This is a genomic window from Streptomyces sp. BK022, assembly GCF_004217355.1.
In the GTDB taxonomy this organism is placed as follows: domain Bacteria; phylum Actinomycetota; class Actinomycetes; order Streptomycetales; family Streptomycetaceae; genus Streptomyces; species Streptomyces griseoluteus.
In genome coordinates, this window is the sequence record NZ_SHKU01000001.1 from 440,528 (window position 1) to 460,254 (window position 19,727).

Sequence of the window (19,727 nt, forward strand, 5' to 3'; positions counted from 1 at the left end):
AGGGCCGCACCCGCGGCACCGGCCACGGCCACCGCGAGATCCGGCGGATCAAGGTCTGCGCCGGGGAAGATCATGCGTCGGCGCACCAACCGCAAGACCAAACCGACCACCGTCAAGACCGTCTACGCGGTCGCCAGCCTGGCCGCCGGGCAGGCTGGCGACCGCGTAGCTCGCCGCCCTCGTCCGCGACCACTGGAGAATCGAAACCCTGCACCGCGTGCGCGACACCAACGTTCGCCGAGGACGCCTGGCAGCTGTGGACCCCGGTCGCCGACCGGATAGCCGGTGGCGTGGTGCCGAGTCGCGCGCGGCGCTCGCGCGGTGCGGCGTTGGTCTGGCGGGTGCCGGTTCCGTGGGCGAGGCTCTCGGCGAGGTCGGCCAGCAGCGAGCTGGGGGCGTAGGGGGATGCCGTGACGGTCCAGGTGGGGTGGTCGATGCTGGGGCCGGCCCAGATGGTCCAGGTGACGAGCGGGCTGTGCGGTCTCTGGGCGGCGACGGCGTCGAACTGGATGCCAACGTCTCCGGGCAGGTTCGTCCAGCGGATCCAGCGTCCGTCGACGTTGTGCTTCCATCCGGCGTCGGTGAGGGGCTTCGTGGCGGCGGTGACGGTCTTCTCGTCGACGGGGCTACCGATAGCGGTGTCCAAACCGTCGCCTTCAGCGAGGTGGTGCAGCATGGCCTGGAGCACGGGCGCGGGGGTGGTGCCGGTCGCGGTGAGGTGCCACATCCGGTCGGAGACGGGCGTCTCGTACGCGGCCACGGTCCAGGCGGTCTCGCGGGGGAGGGCTTCGTGGACGCGCTCGATGCGCAGGGTCTGGGATTCGTGGATGGCGTGGGTGGTGTCGTCGGTCCAGGTGCGCCACTTCTCCCACTCGCCGTGCGCGGCGAGGAATGCGTCGAGAAGGGCATCGTGGTCGCCGGCATCTGCCAGGTAGACCGGAACGGTCTCCGGCTCCGGGCGGGCCGGTTCAGGCTTGGCCGCGATGAGGACGAGCGGGGTGCGGGCTTCGGCGGCGGCGCGTTCGGTGTCGGTCAGAGGCGCTGGGCCGGGGCGCATATCTGCAGCGTGAACCTTCTCGAAGGCGAGCAGGGCTTGGGCGGGTGAGTCGAAGGTGTCGGCTACCTGGCGCAGGTGGTCCTCGCCGTGGAGGTAGACGGACTTGCCGTTGCGGCCGAGGTAGGTGCCGACCGCGACGGTGGTGTGGCCGTCGTGGGCGTGGGCGTGGATGAGGAGATGGCCGTGGCGGATGTCGTCGTGGAGCTTCTGCGCCTGATTGGAGACCTCGCGGATTTCGCTGCGGGTGCACCACGGCATCGGATAGTTCGCCCAGGTCCATTCCTCGGCCATGGCCTCCTGGAGCCGAGGGGTGATCTCGACGTTGATGCCTTCGGCGGCCAGGTGCTGGGCTGCTTCCTGCGCCCAGTAGGGCTCCTCGTGGTCGATGCGGACCAGGACCAGGGTGTTGTCGGCGACGACGGTCCAGTCGGCTGCTTCCAGACCCAAGTGGGCAACGTGGGTCTGGCTGCCCGTAAGGACGGCGATCACGGCGCTGGTATGGCTGGGGTGGGTGTCGAGGTGGACATGGGCGTCGATGGGGGGAGTCACGTGGGTGTCGTCGATTCTGCCGGTGCCGGGCCTTCGGGTCCGGCCACCGGCGTGTGCCGGGCGCTAGCGGGTTGCTCGCGCCGCGCGGGCGGTGTGCGGGGCTGTGGTGGTCGGCGGGCCGGCGCGGGTGGCGGGCGCGGGTCGCGGTCGTGGCGTCGGGACCATTCCGGTGGCGTGCTGCCAGCGGGTGCGGACGGCGCCGATGTCGGCGAGGGAGCGGCGGGCACCGACGACGAGCTGAAACGGGGTGTTCGCCGGGTCGCTGGCGTACGCCTCGATGCGCCAGCCGGTGTAATCGGCGGTGGCCAGGAGGGAACGCTGCAGGGCGCGTTCGCCCCAGTGCTCCACGGAACCGGCCGGTTCGGCCAGCAGGCGGAGTACCTCGCGCGGATCGCTTCCGTGGTCGAGTAGGCCGCGCTGTTGGGCCTCCCACAGGACGGTGACGGGGTCGACGGGCTCGCGGCGCCGGGCCAGGGCGGTCAGGCACTGCCACAGGCCGGCGTGCAGGGGCAGGGTGAAGTCGTCGGGGAGCAGCCACTGGACGGACTCGATGTCGGAGGGGTAGGCGGTGGCGGTAGCCAGCAGCAGCTGTTCTTCCTCGACCGCCTCCGTGCGGTCGGGCGCGATGGCTGGTGGCGGTGCCGGGGAGCGGGGCAGCACGTTTGAGCGCGGTGGGAATCGGGCTGCGATGTCGTCCACGACCGTGGTGAGCGCGTCGGCTTGGGCGAGCACCGTCTGGATGGGGTGTGGGAGGGAGGCGTCGTGGACGGTCTGGACGAGGCGTTCTGCGGCTGTCTGCAGACGGCGGCGGGCGTGTTCGGCCTCGACCATCCGCGCATAGGCCGCTGCGTGGCGGGGCCAGGGGCAGACCTGGATGAAGGCGTGCAGGTCGGAGGCGGTCAACCCGCGCACCCGTTCGCGGCCTGTGGCGAGCACCTGGTTAAGCCATGTGGTGTTCTTCGCGTGCTCGGAGGGCTCGGGCGGAGGCAGGGTGCTGATCGCAGCGAAGACTGCGGCATGGGTGGCGGTGGAGAACGAGTCGGCTGCAATCCCGGTCACGTCGCCGAGACGGTGCGGATCGAGAAGGAGTGCGCCGAGGAGGGCCTGCTCGACGTGGAAGACAGGCTGCGGCCGTGCAATGGCGTCGAAGTCGTCTTCATCGGGTTCGGGGGCGTGGGGCATCAGGCAGCGAGAGTGAAGTCGTCGGGATCGAGGGCGACGCCGAGGTGCGGGGCAAGGAGATGGCCAGCGAGCAACGGCGGTACTGCGTTGCCGATCTGCGAGAACTGCTGACCCTTATTGCCGGCCCAGGGATAGTCGGCGGGGAAGGTCTGCAAGAGGCCGGCCTCGCGCGCTGTGATGCGGATCGGCTCCGGCACCGCTGGCGCGTCCATGTCCCCGGCCAGAGCCGAGGCGGGTTCGGCGACCCAGGTGCACTCGTTCGCGCGGTGTCCGAAGAACAGCGTGCCTGCCGGCTCGGACAGCGGACGGACGGTGGCGTTGGCCTGGTTGTTGCTGCGCAGGGACCAGGACCAGCGGTGGGCCTCGGTGGTGAACGTCGGCGCCGGAGCGTCAGCGGCCCGGTTCTCGCGTGTGCCGTGCCGGGCCCTCCAGCTGGCGCCTTCGCGGCGGGACTGCAGGACCACTCCATCCGGCCTGGGCAACCAGGTGCCGCGTTCGCGGGCGTCGGAGAGTGTCTTGCGGGAGCCCGACGGGAACGGTTCGGGTCCGCCGCCAGGTCCGCCGCCGGCGCAGACGGTGGGAACGGGCCGGTCGGTCGCACCCCATCCCAGGGCCTCGGCCATGCTCACCCAACGGGCGCGGCCCGGCCCGAACAGTGAATCTGGCTCGGCGACTTGGGAGTGCGTGGGTGCGGGAGGCTGTGCCGTACGGACCCGGGAGGCGAGGAGGATGGCCCGCCTCCTGGTCTGTGGAACGCCGAAGTCGGCGGCGTTGAGGATCCCGTACCAGACGGAGAAACCCCACCCGCGCAGGACGGCTGCGTACTGCTTCCACAGGGGCAGGACGTCCGGTACCTCCTCCATGGCGACCCAGTCGGGCTCGCCGACCGTGTTGAGGGCGTTTAGGTAGCGCATGGGTTCGGCTGCGAGCAGGGAGCGCTCGTCGCGGCACGCGGCGAGGAGGCGTTCGCGGGTGTCACGTCCGGCGGCCAGGTCCTCGACCGCCGCGTGTACCAGCGGCTGGTCCAACAGGCCGAGGCGTTTGCCGGCCATGCTCCATGCCTGGCACGGAGGGGAGGCGATCAGCCCGCGCGTGCGGCCGATGAAGGGCCACGTCGGATACCTCGCCACATCGGTCCGGACCGTCAACTGCCCGGCAGCGGAACGGGTTTTGCAGGCCCACTCATCCCATTCCAGACCGACGTCGCGCACGCCGAGGACGCCCAGTGCTCTGCTCCAGCCGCCCGGGCCGGCGAACAGGTCGAGGATGATCCGTCTCAAGAAGCCAGCCCGAAGTCGCCCTGTACCGGCTCCGCTTCACCCCGGCAGACCCAGGGAGAGCAGCCGTCGGCCACACCGTTCTCCAGCTCGTGGACCACGGCTGCTTGGTCGTCGAGTTCCTGCTGACGCGCTGCCCACTCTGCGGCGGTGACGTGATCGATGGGGGCCTGATCGAGCGGCACGCGGGAGCGGTGCAGGAACGCCTGGCCGAGCAGCGGGTTCCCGGCGGCGTTCGCGCGGGCGTTGCCCTGGCGGATAGCCGCGTCGAAGGCGACGACGTCCGCCCATTCTTCAGGGCTCGTATCCCGGATATTTCTCCATTGCTGATTTCCGTGAAATGGGCAACCCAAACAACTCGATTTTGGCGTATTTTCCAGCCCTATGGAGGTCAGGTAGCGGATGCAGTCCGCGCGGGACCAATTGAGATCGATGAGCGGGTGCCGGTTGCGCATGTATTTGACGTCGGCATCCTTGGCGCGGTGGAATTCGTCGGTGGAGATGCCGACCCACTGCTCGACGAAAACGCCCTTCGGGATGCGCAGCGGGTATGGGTATCCGAGGATCTCCCGGACTTTCGTCTTGATTGGCTTGATTTTTTATTCCCCGGTGCATTGCCGCCTGATCATGCCCTGCTTGCCGTCCTGGTTGAGGATGTACAGGGGCATGGAGGCGAAGCGGTGCGCGGGGTCGAGGGCATCCTTGCGGATGTTCCCGGTCGAGACTCGAAGGATGGGTATTCCGGCTGGTTCGGCTATTTCGCGTTCGAGCCGGTCGAGATGCCGGTAGACGGCGCGGGGTTCCCAGCCGGTGTCGGCGAAGATGGCGTAATCGGCCCTGGGTAGTACGCCGTTGGCGGACAGGGCGAGCATGACGCTGGACTGAATACCGGCACCCAGCGAAATGCATATGTGAGTGGGAGAGGAGTGAATCGGATGTCCTTGCGTGAACGAGGAGACGGCAGGCGGTGAGGGGCGCGGGCGGTGCTGTCAGCGGCGGGTGCGGGCGGTGGCGGGCGCACCGGGGGCGGGCGCGGGCATGGGGGCGGTGCTGCCGGCCGGCCGACTGAGGTAGTGGGGGAAGACGATGACCGTGCTGAGGGCGCGGGTTCCCAGGGCGGTCAGGCGGGCGCGGTCGCGCGGCGGCCCGCCGTGAAAGAGCGGGGGTGCGGAGGCGGGCTCGCAGGTAAGAAGGCCATCGGCTTCCAGGTGGCGCAGCATCTCGGCGTCCACCGCCGTGTTGTGGGGGTAGACGCGCTGGTGGCCGTCGTGGCCGGTGACGGCGATGTGGCCGCGGGCGACGTCTAGCAGAGCACCGCGACGTTCCGCGTCCATGCCGGGGACGGTGGTGGTACTGCGGGCCCTGGTCGGCAGCCTGGCGGCGATGTGCACGGCGGAGTCGGTGATGGTGAGGGGCGCAAGCGCGGTGAGTTCGCGGGCCAGCCGTACGTGGCGGGCGAACCCGCTCCGGGGGTCCAAGCGGGTGTGCTCCGCGTCCCGCGGGGGCTGTACCTGCTGCGCGGCGGTGAGGTAGCGGGTGGCGCCGGCGGTCAGGTGGGCGAGTTGCTTCAGCCGTACGACGGCGTCCGTGACCGGTTCTATGGCTGGCAGGGATTGTTGGCGGATCGCCGTGATGGCTGCGAAGGTCTCGCGGTCCAGACGGTGAGCGGATGCCGCGCAGGCATCCGGGTCGGGGTGCGGGGGACGGCCGAAGAGGAGGAGGTCGAGCCGGTCGTTGTGCCGGGTGTAGAGGCCGGCGAGCGCCAGCAGCAGCTCCACGGGCGTCGGCGGGGCGAGCACGTCCACGTCGAACAGGGGCGCGTCGTCGGGGGCGGACGGTGTCGTCATCAGAGGGGAAGGTCAGCGAGGAGCGAAGGGGCTGCGCTTCAGCGCCGGCGCGCGGGCCGCGGGGCGGAAGACGGCGGCATCGGCACGGTGGGGCCGTCGGCGGGACGCGGCGGGGCCAGGCAGCGGTGCTCGAAGTCGCTGCCGAGTTGCCGCAGGCGGGAGATCTCGAACGGAAGGTCGATCTGGCGGATGGTGCTGCTTCGGGTGAGAGGGATGGTGGTCAGCGGCTGCGCCGCTTGACCGGTGTGCTGGACGGCGGAGAGGGGGCGGCACCAGGGCATGACGGTGCTGGCGGGATGTCCTGCAGGGTGGCGAAGCCGAGGTCGATGCGCACGCCGATGCCGTCGGCGTGGAGGTGGGCCTCGGTCTGCACCACGGCGCTGACGACGGCCCGTTCACTGAGGTCGGCCGGAAGCACGTACAACGAGCCGCCTGCTGAGGGTGTGAAGCGGTGCCGGGCCAGGACGGCGCGGGCTCCGTTTGTGGCCGCGGTCGCAGTGACGGTGCCGTCGATGAAGGAGATGGTCACGTCGGGCTGGGCAGCTGGGCTTGCGCCGTGCAGGCGCGTGGTCCAGGCGAGGTCGACGAAGTCCATGGTGTGGGCAAGGAGCCCGTAGGCCGCGATGCCGGCGCGCTCGTGCGCGTCTTCGGCGCTCTCGGGCGGCAGGAGGTAGAGGGTGCGGCCCTGGTGCTCGCGGGCGGTGAATCCCGCCCCGGTCAGGATGCGGGCGGCATTGCGGATAGGGCGGTTGAGGACGACGAAGGTCCATCCGTCGCCGGTCGAGCCGATGAAGACAACGGAATGGTCGATGAGAGACATGGTGCTCCGGAGGGCAGGGGGCGGTGGGCGTGATCGAGGGGTCCGCGGCAGCCCTAGGAGGCGGTGTCGTAATCGCTCTGCTGGGGTGCGTGCTTGGCGATGACGCGAGCGGTGATGGCCTTCGAGGCACGGGCGGAGGCGGCGGACAGCGCGTCGGCGCCGGGTTCCAGGTACCAGGGACGCAGGTCGAGCATGGCGGCCCGCATGCCGGTGGCGAAGCACAGGGCGGTGCCCTTGGGCAGGGCGCGGATCGCGTCGGGGGGCAGGATCCGCTCCTGCCGCATTGACACCGAGGTCGACTTGCCGGACTCCGAGTGCGAGGTCGAAGTGGTCTCCACGTCGTGGTCGCCGATCAAGCGGCTGAGCTTGTCCGCGAAATCTGGATCATCGATCCCGGAGCCGATCACCTTCACGGTGGAGGCGCTCCACATGGCGTCCATGCCGGCGTCTCCCCAGACCTTCTGGCCCTGGCGGTAGGACTGCAGGATCGTGATCGGGATGATCCCGCGCGAGCCCAGGTGCGAATACAGATCCGGCAAGTCGCTGATCTTGCACACGTTGGCGGCCTCGTCGAGGACCGCCAGCATGGGCGGGTCGAGGCGTCCGCCGGCGCGCTCGGCCTGGGCGGTCGCGGCTCGCATCACCGAGTCCGCGCACGCCGCGATCAGCGCGGAGGCGCCGCCGCCTCCGTCTTTGCTGAGCAGGAAGAGCGTGTCGGTGGAGGTGACGAACTGCGCCGGCTGGAATTCGGGGACGTCCTTCTGCGGCGTCACCCAGGCCGCTATCTCGGAGTTGAGCAGCGCGGCGGCGTACTGGCGGGCCGTCTCGTAGATGCCGTCGCGGGTCTCGGGCGGGCCCTCGACGGTGCCCTTGAGCTGGGCGGCGACCGCGGCGAAACCGTGATCACGGAGGATGTCGAGCGGGGTCCGGTCGGCGGGGAAGGCGAGCCACTGCATGATGTCGGTGATCGGCCGCTCGTCGAGAGCCGCGGCCAGCAGCAACTGGGACAGGATGTTGCTGCCGGCCTTGGACCAGAAGTCGCCCTGCTGGGAGGCATCGACGCTCGCCGCGAGGAAATGGCCGGCCAACCGGTTCGCCCCGTCCAGGGTGGTCGCACTGGCCAGGGGGTTCCACCACATCTCGCGGACAGCGTGGGCGATCTGCTGCGGGTCCATGGTCCACACCCGTCCCGCCGTCGCCCGCGCTTCGTAGGCCGTGGTGAAGGCATCGCCGGCGGCCTTATTGCTGGTGAGCAGCACCGGTCCGGGGGCGTGCAGGATGGAGGGAATGGCGAGCGAGGTCGTCTTGCCGGACCGGGGCGCCATGATCGCGACGGCGACGTCCTCGAACCCCATGCGCACCTCGTGCTTGGTGCCCTGCAAGTTGCCCAGGAGGATGCCAGTGTCCTTCGCGTCGATGCTCTTGGCGTCCTTCAGGCTCGGACGCAGGGAGCGAGCCTTGTCGGTGATCGCCCTGGCCATCAGCGGCTCGATGTCCCGGGCCTTGGCCATGTCGGTGATCTTCCTTTTCCGGCCGCCGCTGCGGCTCTTGTGCCGGGCCCATACGACGCCGACCGCAGCCCCGAGGCCCAGGAGCAGAAGGACGGGCACGATGCGGACGCCGATCAGCAGGGACGTTTCTCCCATGCCGGGCCAGACCTGCATGGGGTGGAGCAGGGCGGCCGTCGGCTGGTACGGCGCCCAGTCGGCGCCGGTGAGGTAGGCGGTGATGTTGCCCGACAGCCAGGCGAAGTGGGCGAGGGGGACGACGATCGCGAGTACACCGAGGAGGAGGCGCAGAACGACGTCGTACCCGTCGGTGTTGCTGTTGGAGGAGGAAGGGGGCAAGGGCTACGTGCTTCCGGGTGGGGACGGAGGGATCAGCGGCTGCGGCCGTTCTTGACCGGCAAAGGCGCCGAGGGCATCTGGCTGGCCGGTGGGACGGTGCCCCGGGCAGCGAGGGTGTGGACGCGTTCTTCCAGCGCCCCTGCGACAAGAACGGCGAGCACGTCCGCGGGCCGGCGGGTGACGACGTTCGGGTCGTGGGTCGGCAAACTGTGCACGCTGTCGCTGCGCGCTACGGGGGTCGGATCGGCGAGTGCAGCGGTGAAGGCGGTGACCAGGCGCGCGGGAGTGAGCCCGCCGAAGCGGGCCTGCCACGCACTGATGCAGGCCGAGCGTGACGGTGACGAACCAGGCTCCCGGATCATCCGGTGTTCCCAGGCGCTCGATGTGCGCCGCCTTGTCGGACGATACGAGGCCGTCGTCGCCGTAGGGTGACCAACCGATCTGCCGGAGCGGTTCGTACGGGTCGAACGGTGTGCTCGCTGTCGAGGCGGGGTCGGTGAGGGTGTCGGTGACGGCGGCGATGAGTTCGACCGGGGCATGGGCGCCGCAGCTGGCGTATCAGGGGGGCCAGATCGGGCTCCGGTGCGTGGTGCAGGGTCCACCACTGGCCGTCGGGGTCGGGCTCCAGGCGCAGGAGGGACTTCTGATCGGGGCTGGAGAGCAGGACGTGCGGCATCAGGGGGTCGTTGCCGTGGCTCCAGCCGCAGGCGCGGTGGAGGGGGACGGTGATCCACGCGGGGTCACCGCCGCCGCCGAGGTGGCGCAGGGTGATGAAGTCGACCGCGACGGTCTCGGGAGTTGGGGGCGTGCTCACTGCCGTGCCGCAATCCGCCCGACGCGTGCGGGGACAGATATGGGAGCCAGAGGTGAACGGGCTATGAGAGCGGCGGAGTTGATCTCCCGGAGTGCCTTGCCGTGAGTGGCCCAGTCATCGAGGTAGCTCCACGATTCGGCGTGATGCTCGGCGAGGGCGTCGTCGAAGTCGGCGGTGCCGGGCTTGGCGGTGGCGGGGAGGGCGTCTCGAGTCTCCAGCCACTGCCCGTGCAGCTCGTCGAGCCGGCCGAGGGAGTCGCGCAGGACGCCCAACTGGTAGACCCAGCGGCTCTGCACCGTGTTCTCCGGCAGATGGACCAGCTGCGTCTCTGCCGTGGCCAGCAAGTGACGGGCGCCGTAGCGGAGCGGCTCGAACGCCATGAGGGTGTCGGCGTCGCGCTGGCTCGCGCGCATGCCGTAGGCGTGGTCGTCGTAAGGCCAGCCGTCGAGGTCGGTGTGCTCGTCGGAGTAGGCGTCCCAGGCGTCGAGGATCTTCTTGCTGTCGCTCAGATAGTCGTCGAGGTGACGGAGGAAGTCGCGGTGTGCGTGGTGGTCGGTGGAGATGAGGTGGAGTCCTGTCGGTTCAGCGGCGAGCGGCTGGCCGGGCCAGGCCGACGTTCGCCGGGGTCGTCGCGGGTTTCGTCTGCTGCTGGCGGGCGGAGCGTGCCTGCGCGCGGAGGGACTTCAGGCGCGTGGCGTGGGCGTCGGCCACTTGCTGTGGGCGCAGTGGGCTGGGCTCCTGCACGGCGCTGTAGTGGCCGGTGCGGTCGTACATGCCGCGCTGGAGGGGGCTGCGGTCGGCCAGTGCGGTGAGGAACGATCCGACCAGGTGGGTGGGGGTGTGCTCGTCGAGGTAGGCGTGCCAGATGCGCGGGCCGGAAAACTTTCCGTGGCCGGGCTCGCGGGTCTCGACGTGCCAGGACGGCCGGTCGTGGAATTCGCTCAACGAGCGCAGTTCGCGACCTCAGCGACGAGGTCTCTCGCCGCACGGGACGGCCGGTGGTCCTGGAGCCCCGGGAGCAGGCGCCCTCGGTGTGCGGGGCATGTGCCGTCACGGAGAGTGCCGTCCACGTGTTCTACGACCCACGGACCACCTCCCTGCATCAAGACCACATCATCGCCCACGAGTTCAGCCACCTCCTGCTTGGCCACCACGAAAACCGGCCGGTGTCCGCGCTGGCTCCGGCCTTCATCACCAGCGTGGACCCGGCCACCGTGCAGATGATGCTGGGGCGCACCAAGTACGACGAGGACGAGGAGCGGGACACTGAACTCCTTGCTTCGCTGCTCCAGCACCGCATCATCGACCGGTGGCTGCGAAGCGATGAGTCCTCCGGGGACGAAGTTCAGGACCGAGTCACGCGCACGCTTCTGCGTCGACGGGAGGCTCGGTCTTGAAGGACCTGCTCCATCCGATCAGCCTCGTCGTCGCCGCGCTCGGCTTCCTCTGCCTCCTGCGGGACGTGCTGACCCGCCGCCGAGACCCCGCCTCCACCGCGCTGGCCGCCGTCTTCCTACTGTCAGGACTGTCGTTCCTGTTCTCCATCACGCCGATGTGGAACTATCTCGACCGCGTGCTCGGCACCGTCAACGTCTCCGTGCCTCTCGCACAAGGCTGCGTTGTCGCGCTGCTGGCCTGCCAACAGGTGGTCCTCACCTACTGGGGATCCCCACCTGAGGCCGCCCGCCAGCAAAGTCGCCGGTGGCTCGGGGCTGGCCTCGCGGTTATCGCAGGGCTGCTGGTGCTGTTCGCCCTGCTGACGCCCAGCGCGCCGCATCCGATCAACTTCACGCTGTACTACGCGCACGACGACTGGTACGCCGCGTACCTCACCCTGTACGTCACGGCCTACACCGTGGGGGAGCTGTTCCTCGCCCGCGCCTGCTGGGGCCTGGCCCGCCGCAGCACCCGTGGATCCGTGCGCTTGGGCCTGCGCATCGTCGCCCTCGGGGCCACCGTCACCCTCGGATACAGCGCCGTCCGCATCGGCGACGTGATCGCCGGCGCCTTCGACACCTCTCTCGCTGAGTGGGAGGGCTTCGCCTGGACCTGTGGCGATGTCGGCGCCATGCTCACGCTCATCGGCTGGCTCGTGCCCACTATCAGCGACCAAGCCCAGAGCGTCCAGTACCGGATCAAGCAGTGCCGCAGTTACTACGGCCTGCGTCCCCTGTGGCTGGTGTTCTACAGCGAAGCGCCCGAGATCGAGCTGCCGATCGACCGAGTCGACCCGGCCCAGAGACGCCGCTTCCGCCGTATCTCGATCCGGCTCTACCGCCGAGCAGTCGAAATCCGGGACGGCCGGTTCGTGATCCGCCAGTACCTCGATGCCGCAGTACGGGAGGCCAGCGAAGCCCACCACCGGGCCCGAGGGCTTCACGGCCAGGAGCTGTCGGCCGCCGTCACAGCCGACCAGATCCTCGCCGGAATCGCCGCAAGGGCCGAAGGCGCCCGGCCGGCGCCCGACAAGCTCACCGAATTCGCCGACTCCGAACGGCAGACCAGCCGGCCCATGGACGACATCGACGCTCTCCTCGATGTCGCTCGCCACTTGCCCCGCCAGCCCGCCCGAGCCCCCCACCTTGAGCGAGTCTCCGGATGACGACCGATCTCACCCACCAACCGGCCCACATCCAACTCCAAGCCCTGGACCGTCGCGAGATCTCCAGCCGAGAGCTGCTCGACCTCCACCTCGAACGGATCGACGCCAGCCACGTCAACGCCGTCATCACCCGCGACGACGAGGCGGCCCGGGCCGCCGCACAAGCGGCGGATGAACGCCGCGCTCGCAACGAGAAGTGGGGAACCATTGACGGCCTTCCCCTCACGATCAAGGACAGCTTCGAGACGGCCGGCCTGCGCACCACCAGCGGCGCCGAGGACCTGGCGGATCACGTTCCCGCACGTGACGCTGACGCGGTCGCCAGGCTTCGCTATCAAGGCGCCGTGATCATGGGCAAGACCAACACTCCGGCGTACTGTCAGGACCTGCACACGGACAACAGCCTGTTCGGGCCCACCCTCAACCCGCACGACCCCAAGCGCACCGTCGGCGGTTCCTCCGGCGGCCCCGCCGCCGCAGTCGCCGCCCACCTGACCCCCGCCGACCTCGGCAGCGACCTCGCCGGCTCACTTCGGCTTCCGGCTCACTATTGCGGCGTTTACGGCCTGCGTCCCACGCTCGGACTCATCCCGGCTCGCGGCCACATCCCTCGCCCGCCGGGATGGATCACCAGCAGTGACATGGTCACCCCCGGCCCCCTGGCACGCCACCCCCGCGACCTCGACCTGCTCCTCGACGCGCTGACGACGCCATCACCCGCAGAGAACAGCCCCTGGCGCGTCAACCTGCCCACCGCGCGTCGTGCAGTCGGCCAGCTCCGCGTGGCGGTGTGGGCCCAGGATGCACGCTGCCCCGTCGACCGCGAAACGGCCGATGCCCTCGCCTCTGTTGAACAGGCACTGGCCTCCGTCAAAGCGGACGTCCGCCGCACAGTGGGGCCGGTCGGCTTCGCCGACTCCCTCCGCCTCTTCGAGCAGCTCCTCCATGCCACCGCGACGGCCGCCACCGACGACGCAGCGGGCGCGGCCGAACTCGCAGCAGCGAGTGACCTGTACGAAGACGACGTGAGCCCACGCGCCACCTTCCTCCGCCACCGAACCCAGACACACCGCGCATGGCTCCGCGCCAACGAGGAGCGCGTCCGGCTCCAGCAGACGTGGCACCGGTTCTTCGCCGACGGTCAGTACGACGTCCTCATTACGGCCGCCGCTCCCACCGCGGCGATCCCGGCCGGGAGCCGTTCTCTCAGGGTCGACGGCGTCGAACGGAGCTTCTTCGACCAAACCGGCTGGGCCAACCTCACCAGCCATGTCGGTCTGCCCAGCCTGGTCATGCCTCTTGCGCGCAGCGCCGACGGCCTGCCGATCGGTGTGCAGCTCGTAGGGCCGGCCTATTCGGACCGGATCTTGCTCGCGATGGCCGAGCACCTGCCCTGGCTCTAGTCCGGCTGGAAACGAAGGTGAACGTCGTCCGCCCATTGCCCTGTCTCGGCGTCGCCCTCCTCCCACCGTCCTGCGTCATAGATCAGCGTCCGCGGCCCGAGCAGGACTCGTGGGAACAGGGACCGGCTCGGCACCCGGGGAAGCACCTCGATGGTGTCCACACGGAAGGCGGGCACCTTGAATCCGCACAGATCACCATCATGGAACAGCACGGATCCGTGGCCGGAGAACCAGGCGACGAGGCTGGAGTGGGCCAGGTTGCAGACAACGGGGACGCTAATGGTCCCGGACGCGGTGTCGCAGTCCTCCTCCTCCACCTCCGGCGCCGCCAGGAGGAGTCCCCGGGGGATCGGCTGGGTCTGCGGGTCGGCTGCCGAGCCCAGGATCATCAGGGAGTACTGGGATTCTAGGCTGGCCATGTCTTTGACCATGACAGGCACGGCGTCCCAGCCGGCCAGGCTTTGGGCATCGCGGTAGGCCGCCGCGCACTGGGCCAGATCGCCCAAGCTCTTGAAGTACGTCACATCGAGAGGCGGTCCGTCGCGGTCGTCGAAAGAGAAGACCGACTCGGGGTGGCAAGTGGTGAGGAAGTCAAGCAGGTCCGGATGGTCGCCCAGGAGAGCGTCGCTGTCCGGGTCGGCGAGCGCCCGCATCAGGTGCACGTACTGACCGTCCTTCTCGACCCGGGCGGAAACGGTCAGGGCGAAGCCCGCAGGGTAGACGTAACCGAAGTGGTGCTCGTTGGCGGTACGCAGCACCGGCAGTTCGGCGGACACGGAAGTGGTTTGGACCCGCACCCTGGTGGGATGGTCCATGACGAAACCGGCCAGCAGATACGGCTGGGGCAGGTGCGCCAGGCCCCCCATGACCTTGCCGCTCAGCGCGAGTTTGCGCATCCTCTGGTCACGTCGTACCGGTTCACCAAAGGTGGCCAGGTAGAGCGCCTCCTGCTCGGCGGGAGTTCCTTGCTCGAACCACGCGTACAGGTCCAGGGATGTGATGAGGGTTGCCTGGCTGTCGGCATCGCGGTGGATCTGGATCTGGACTGGTCCGGTGATCGGTTCAGCAATCTTCCGGGCAGCGTCGGCCCGCACCTGCTCAAGGTAGCCGGGGGCGCCTACCTCCCTGATCGCTTCCCGGATCTCCGCCACGGGCCGCATGTCCTTGGGGGTGAAGTGCGTGGACTTCTTGGCGGACGCCAGGAATTGGGACAGCACCACGATGAAGGCGGCGTCCATCATCCGGAAATAGACGGCCGCGGACTTCGGCCCGTTCAGCTTCACCAGGGCGAGACCGGTCGGGAACTGTGCTGCCAGCAGGCACTCGGCATCCGCCCGGTTCAGCCGGATCCGCCCGTCGTCCCGATCCGTCGCGCGGACGCTGAAGCCGACGAAAACTCCGGATACCGGTCCGGTCCCGCCGAAGTCTGCGGCCAGGTCCGGCTGGCACAGGAAGTCGAACCCGAAGTCGTGTTCGACTTTGTTGGGGATGATGAAGTTCTCCTGGCAGGAGAGCCGGAACCGGTCCTCTCCGATCGCCCCGATGCGCTGGGCGGCGTTGCGTTTTTTCGGCACGGTCCCCCGGATCGCATGTTTGTCTCAGGCGGGCCGGGTGCGCCTGCTGCTCCCACGGCCGCATCTGCCGCTCGTTCCTCATTATCGCAGCCGCACGGGTCGCCCGCACAGGTATCGGGTCACCGCTGAGTGGCAGTCGCGGGAATCTCCATCCAGGCCAGCGGCAGGCTCGTTCTGGTCAGGGCGCTGTTTGACTGGTGGGGCGAGAGTGCCGGGGGGCCGGCTGCCGGAGCACGTCCAGGTCCGCGACGACGCGGTCGGCGTTGTGGAGTGGAACACGCGGGCCGGACCCCCACCACGAGCGCATAGGGGCGGCTCCGCTGCCCTTAGCGAGGGATCCGTCCGGGTGGCGGACGGGCAGGCCCAAGAGCTGCTGTTCTATGGAGGTCAGAGCGGGGTCCGCTCGAACGGCGGCCACGGGAGTGAGGAGTAGCGCTGAGATTGATCATGGCCGGGAGCTGCTTCGATTGGGTCCGCAGCAGCCGATGGCATGATCCGATTCCTTCGGGGCAGGCGAGGGGGTGCCGTCTGTTCGCCCCCAACTCGTTGGACGAGTTCGCCATGCCCTGAAGCTGGCGGGCTTCCATATCGTCGATGAGGCGGACGACGCCGCGCCGGGGCTGAGAGTGGGCGAGGCGTCCGCGGTCTGGGTCGGGGACAGCTCGATGCCGGTGACGCGCGCCCCGTGCGCCTGAGCGAGATGGACGGCGTGGTGGCCGGCTCCGGAGCCGATGTCCAGGACGCGGCGGCCGGTGACGTCGCCGAGGACTTCTGCTCCCGGTCCGATCCCTTCCCAGGGCGTCCAGCCGAGCCGTTCGGGGACGCGTGGGGTGTAAGGCACGGGTCAGTTGGCGCCGGCCGTAGATCTGCCAGGCCCGGGTGTTGGTGTCCTCGGCGGGCACAGTTGCCTCCTGGTGGGCGGGTGTTCAGGGGTCAGGTGTGCGTGATCAGGTAGGCGGGGCCCTCGCCGCGCCGGGCTCGTTCGATGGCGTCGAGGCGGGCGAAGGCGCGCGGCGCCATCAGCTCCTGCCAGGTCGCGAGGTCGTGGACGGCCCACATGTCGTGTTCCGCGGGATCGAGGCGGATCCGACCGAGCTGCTCGGCGGTCAGCCGCCCTCCGTCGAAGATGAGCCCCATCTTGTTCAGCGGCAGCCGGGGCCCGGCGTGCAGGAAGTGCGTCAGGAGCAGGATCGGTGCATTGAGGGCGAGTTCGAGTCCGGTCTCCTCGACCGCCTCCCGCCGGGCGGTCTGCAGCGGGTCCTCGCCTAGCGCGTCCAGGTTGCCACCCGGGAACTGCCAGAGTCTCGAGCCGTAGACCGAGCGGAGCTGGACCGGCCGGTCATGCTCGTCGCGGATGTACAGGCAGCCGTACACCGTGTGGTGGGGGACGGTCTGCGCGTACTCCTCGGCCGTCATCGGCATGGGGCGGCCGGGCCGGGCAGGGCGGTGGCCGAAAGCGAGGGCGAGAACGCCGAGGGCTTCCTTGGCCGACGGGTAGATGCCGCGGAGGTTGGCGAGCAGCTCGCCGGGCGGCCCGTCCGGGTCGATGCGCGCGGCGTCCTCCGAGTGGAGCAGATCCTCGAAGGAGGGGTACGGGGTGATCCGCTGCACGAGGACGTCGAGTTCCCGCCCGGTATCCCGGTCGTGGAAGACGACCGTGTCGCCGACGATGATGTCGCGCTTGTGCGGGGTGGCCACCCTTACTTCGATCGTCTTGCGCCCTGCTTCCACTTGGCGGTAGTACCGCCCGAGCAGGTGCATGTGGTGCTCGTGTGGTTCGTCTCCAGCCGACGGGTTCGGGACGGCTGGGAGCGCCTGCTCAGGCATACATGCCTCCGTTCGATGTTTTCCGACCGTCGCGGTCGTGGGAGCGCGACCGGCCATGGAGCGGTGGCCGCGCTCCTGTGTCTCCGGATCGGAGTGGGTGGCGAGGAAGTGGACGAGTCCGCCGGCGCGCTAAGGCAGCTCGATCGGTCCGTAGCGCGCGTGCGGCTCCTGCCGCATCAGCGCGTCGTACCGGTCCGCTACCGAGAAGTGCCAGAACTCGGTCCCATAGTTCGTAAAACCCGCGCCCTCCATGGCGTTGAGCAGCAGCGTGCGATGGCGGCGCGCGTGATCGCTGAGGTCCGGAGCGTGCGTGAAGCAGGCGCCGCCGCTCTCCTCCGGGGAGGCATTGACACGGGTGCCGAGATCGAGTTCGTGGCCGTCCTGGTCGACGAGGGTCACGTCCACGGCCGCGCCCGCGGAGTGAGGCGCGATCTCCGGCGGCGACACGTACCGGCTGGCGGCCTGATGCAGCTGCTCAGCTGTCCAGCCGGGCTGAGCAGCGGCCAGCTGGTTCCGGTACTCGGTGAAGTAGAGCTGCTGGAGGGAAAGCGGCCGGTAGCCCTCGATGAACAGCAGGTCGGTGCCGGCGGGCAGGAGCGAGCGGGCGTGCTGCAGCCGGGCCAGGACGCCCTCGCGGACGTGGGCGAACGCGCCCAGCGGATCCTGCTTGCGGGGATCGACACGGAAGTCGTGGTCACGGAGGTCGACGAGCGGCTCCCCGCTCTCGCGCACCGGGACCGCGGCGACCCGCGGATCGGACATCAACACCAGAGGGTTCATCGAGTCTCCCTGTGACAGCTTGCACTGCGGTGGTGGGACGGGGGAGGCAGAAGCCAGATCGGTTTCGCGCACCATTCGCGCGACGGTGTCCTGCAGCGTGCTGTCGGCCGGGATCACGGTCTCCAGACCGCCGGGCAGGAGATCCATCTCGCGGTACCAGGAGGTGAGGTGGCTGTCGGTGACCTGCGCCAGGTACGCGGCGTCCGCCTTCGACGCGTGCCGGACGAACGTCGCCTCCAGCGGCACGTCCAGGTAGTAGCAGCGGGAGACGCCGCGGTGGTCACGGACCAGAGACGTGATCATGTGGCTGTAGCGGTCGGCGTACAGGATCCCTTCGAGCACCACGTGAAAGCCGGCGTTCAGTGCGTCGCGTGCGATCCTGCTCAGCAGGGCGATGTTGGCGCCGCGCGCGGTGTCGTGTTCCCTGAGCACGTTCCGGCGGATTAGGTACTGGCCCACGATCGCGACACCGCGGCCGTGGTGATCTCGCAGCCCCTGGGCCACACTCGACTTGCCTGACGCCGAGTTGCCGCGGATCACCACGAGGCGGGTGTCCTCACGTCCGGCCGCGGTCGCAGTCGACACGCGACGGTGTGCGCGGTTCGTTGTGCCGGTCATGCGGGCCAACCCGTCTCGCTGTACAGCTCCCCGTTCTGGATCTTTCTGATGGCCACCCGGGTGTAGGAGACGAGGTCGTCGGGGAGCGCGGCAGGGTCCCAGAATTTCCACTCGGTGCACTTGTCCGGCTCGCGCAGCTCCGGCTCGCCGCTCCAGGCGCGGGCGCGGAAGAACAGGCCCATGCGGGGCCGGTCTCCGGCCTTGTCGATGTGGTGGACGACGTGGACGAGTTCGACGTCCTGGCGCTGGATGCGTAGGCCGGCTTCCTCCCGTGCCTCCCGGATCAGGCAGGCGATGGCGTTCTCCTGCTCGCAATGGCCAGCTAGGGCGTGCCAGGTGGACGGCGCGAACTTGGAGTTGGGGTGGCGCAGCCCGAGCAGCACCGTCCCGTCGGGGCGCTCCAGGTAGAGGTGGACGCCGATGACGTTAAGGACCGTGCCGTTCGGCGAAGCCGGGCGACGCTCCTCGGGCGAGGGGAGCCCGCTCTGCGAAGTGGTGCTGGCTGGGCGGCCGGCGGCATGGCGCCGTACGAGGTCGCTCGTGGTGTCGGCGATACGGAGGCGGTGGAGGTCGTCCGGGGCGAACCAGGCCAGCATCACCCCTTCCGTCAGGCGGAGTTTGCGGGGATCGCCGTTCCAGCGGCCCGCGTAGATGGCGATGGGCACGACCGCGCCGGCCTCGTCGGAGGCGTACTCGGTGCCGAACGGGGTCAGATCGGCGATATCGAGGCCGGCTTCCTCGGCCAGTTCGCGCCGCACCGTGTGTTCCAGGGTGGCGTCCTGGGACTCTCGGCCGCCGCCCAGCAGGGACCACATGCCCGGCTCCCAGATCTCGCCGGGAAAGTAGTCGCGCAGGTGGAGCAGGTACTCGCCGCGGTCGTTGTAGATCAGGGCGGAGGCGTTGGCCGTCTCCGGTTCGACCTGGAGCGGGAGCTTGAGGAGCTTCTCGCGCAGGGAAGGGGAGGCCGCCCTGTCCACGGGCCGCCACTCGATGCCGCCGACCTCCTCTTCCTGCAGCATCACCTCCACCTCGTTCGCGGTGTGCAGGCGGAAGAGGAACCGGAGTTCGAAGTGCTGGTGGCCGGGTTCGTCTTTGCCCGGGTTGGCGTCGATGTGGTGGATGTCGATGTCGAACGGCACCGTCTCATAGCCGGGCCACGGCGTGACTGCCTGGGGCGGGATCCCGGTCTCCTCGTGCAGCTCCCGCAGCGCCGCTGCTGCCAGGGACTGGTCGGTGGGCTCGGTGTGTCCGCCAGGGGCGAGGACCTTCCCGCTCGCCAGGTGCAGCCCGTGCAGGACGCGGCCGAGTGGGTCGATGACGATTGCGCCGCAGGTGACGTGTCCGGTGAACGTGGAGCGGCTTGCGATCTCGTCGCCGGTCCGGTTGAGGGCATCCAGTAGTCCGCCGAGCTGCTCGCGCTCGTGAGGGTGGCGAGCGAGGTAAGCATCGACAGTGGTGCGGATGTGGTCGTGCGACAACGGCATGGGGCTACCTCAGAGGGCGTGGAGCGGGAGGAGTCGAGGTGGGGGT

The 19,727-nt window shown here is 69.4% G+C and carries 17 protein-coding genes and 1 pseudogene; 3 read left to right on the plus strand and 15 right to left on the minus strand.

Annotated features, from left to right (window positions below; all coding sequences use genetic code 11):
• Positions 1-112: 112 nt before the first annotated feature.
• From EV284_RS02020 to EV284_RS02065, 10 genes and pseudogenes are all read right to left on the minus strand, one after another.
• Entirely contained in the window at positions 113-1,606 is a 1,494-nt protein-coding gene (locus tag EV284_RS02020; RefSeq protein ID WP_242625514.1) for a DUF317 domain-containing protein, read from the minus strand.
• Positions 1,607-1,669: 63 nt separating this feature from the next.
• On the minus strand, positions 1,670-2,788 hold the full coding sequence (locus EV284_RS02025) for a DnaB-like helicase N-terminal domain-containing protein (protein WP_130329637.1): 1,119 nt from the start codon (positions 2,786-2,788) through the stop codon (positions 1,670-1,672).
• Positions 2,788-4,059: a DNA cytosine methyltransferase gene (locus EV284_RS02030; protein WP_130330973.1), complete on the minus strand. Its 1,272-nt coding sequence runs from the start codon at positions 4,057-4,059 to the stop codon at positions 2,788-2,790. Before EV284_RS02030 ends, EV284_RS02025 begins: the two co-directional genes overlap by 1 nt.
• A 5-nt stretch (positions 4,060-4,064) precedes the next feature.
• Positions 4,065-4,937 (minus strand): annotated as a pseudogene (locus tag EV284_RS02035) (hypothetical protein).
• A gap of 117 nt (positions 4,938-5,054) precedes the next feature.
• A complete protein-coding gene (locus EV284_RS02040) occupies positions 5,055-5,912 on the minus strand; it encodes a hypothetical protein (protein WP_130329639.1) in 858 nt (285 codons plus the stop codon).
• Positions 5,913-6,132: 220 nt separating this feature from the next.
• Positions 6,133-6,732: a hypothetical protein gene (locus EV284_RS02045; protein WP_130329641.1), complete on the minus strand. Its 600-nt coding sequence runs from the start codon at positions 6,730-6,732 to the stop codon at positions 6,133-6,135.
• 53 nt (positions 6,733-6,785) lie between these two features.
• Positions 6,786-8,579, minus strand: coding sequence for a type IV secretory system conjugative DNA transfer family protein (locus EV284_RS02050; RefSeq protein ID WP_130329643.1), 1,794 nt, complete (start codon positions 8,577-8,579; stop codon positions 6,786-6,788).
• A gap of 32 nt (positions 8,580-8,611) precedes the next feature.
• Positions 8,612-8,941 (minus strand): DUF317 domain-containing protein, encoded by a 330-nt coding sequence (locus EV284_RS33640; RefSeq protein WP_347402167.1) that lies wholly within the window; start codon positions 8,939-8,941, stop codon positions 8,612-8,614.
• 448 nt (positions 8,942-9,389) lie between these two features.
• Positions 9,390-9,806 carry a hypothetical protein gene (locus EV284_RS02060; RefSeq protein ID WP_242625515.1) on the minus strand — a complete coding sequence of 139 codons (417 nt, stop codon included), beginning with the start codon at positions 9,804-9,806 and terminating at the stop codon, positions 9,390-9,392.
• 169 nt (positions 9,807-9,975) lie between these two features.
• Positions 9,976-10,338, minus strand: a complete 363-nt coding sequence (locus EV284_RS02065; RefSeq protein ID WP_242625516.1) for a DUF317 domain-containing protein — start codon at positions 10,336-10,338, stop codon at positions 9,976-9,978.
• A 125-nt stretch (positions 10,339-10,463) separates the two neighbouring features.
• On the opposite strand from EV284_RS02065, the gene EV284_RS02070 reads away from it, so the two are divergent.
• From EV284_RS02070 to EV284_RS02080, 3 genes are read left to right on the plus strand one after another with little or no spacing between them, the layout of a single operon-like run.
• Positions 10,464-10,790 (plus strand): secondary metabolite protein, encoded by a 327-nt coding sequence (locus EV284_RS02070; RefSeq protein WP_130329649.1) that lies wholly within the window; start codon positions 10,464-10,466, stop codon positions 10,788-10,790.
• Positions 10,787-11,995, plus strand: a complete 1,209-nt coding sequence (locus EV284_RS02075; protein ID WP_130329651.1) for an MAB_1171c family putative transporter — start codon at positions 10,787-10,789, stop codon at positions 11,993-11,995. Before EV284_RS02070 ends, EV284_RS02075 begins: the two co-directional genes overlap by 4 nt.
• Complete coding sequence (locus tag EV284_RS02080) at positions 11,992-13,398, plus strand: amidase family protein (RefSeq protein WP_130329653.1); 1,407 nt, start codon at positions 11,992-11,994, stop codon at positions 13,396-13,398. The genes EV284_RS02075 and EV284_RS02080 overlap by 4 nt, the downstream gene beginning before the upstream one ends.
• Here the strand turns inward: EV284_RS02080 and EV284_RS02085 are convergent.
• From EV284_RS02085 to EV284_RS02115, 5 genes are all read right to left on the minus strand, one after another.
• Entirely contained in the window at positions 13,395-14,972 is a 1,578-nt protein-coding gene (locus tag EV284_RS02085) for a hypothetical protein (protein ID WP_130329655.1), read from the minus strand. The genes EV284_RS02080 and EV284_RS02085 overlap by 4 nt on opposite strands.
• A 445-nt stretch (positions 14,973-15,417) precedes the next feature.
• Complete coding sequence (locus EV284_RS33060) at positions 15,418-15,813, minus strand: methyltransferase domain-containing protein (RefSeq protein WP_242625517.1); 396 nt, start codon at positions 15,811-15,813, stop codon at positions 15,418-15,420.
• A gap of 92 nt (positions 15,814-15,905) precedes the next feature.
• Positions 15,906-16,799, minus strand: coding sequence for an NUDIX domain-containing protein (locus EV284_RS02100; protein ID WP_242625518.1), 894 nt, complete (start codon positions 16,797-16,799; stop codon positions 15,906-15,908).
• A gap of 129 nt (positions 16,800-16,928) precedes the next feature.
• A complete protein-coding gene (locus tag EV284_RS32915; protein WP_242625519.1) occupies positions 16,929-18,197 on the minus strand; it encodes a M15 family metallopeptidase in 1,269 nt (422 codons plus the stop codon).
• Entirely contained in the window at positions 18,194-19,681 is a 1,488-nt protein-coding gene (locus EV284_RS02115) for an NUDIX domain-containing protein (protein WP_130329657.1), read from the minus strand. Before EV284_RS02115 ends, EV284_RS32915 begins: the two co-directional genes overlap by 4 nt.
• Positions 19,682-19,727 lie beyond the last annotated feature (46 nt).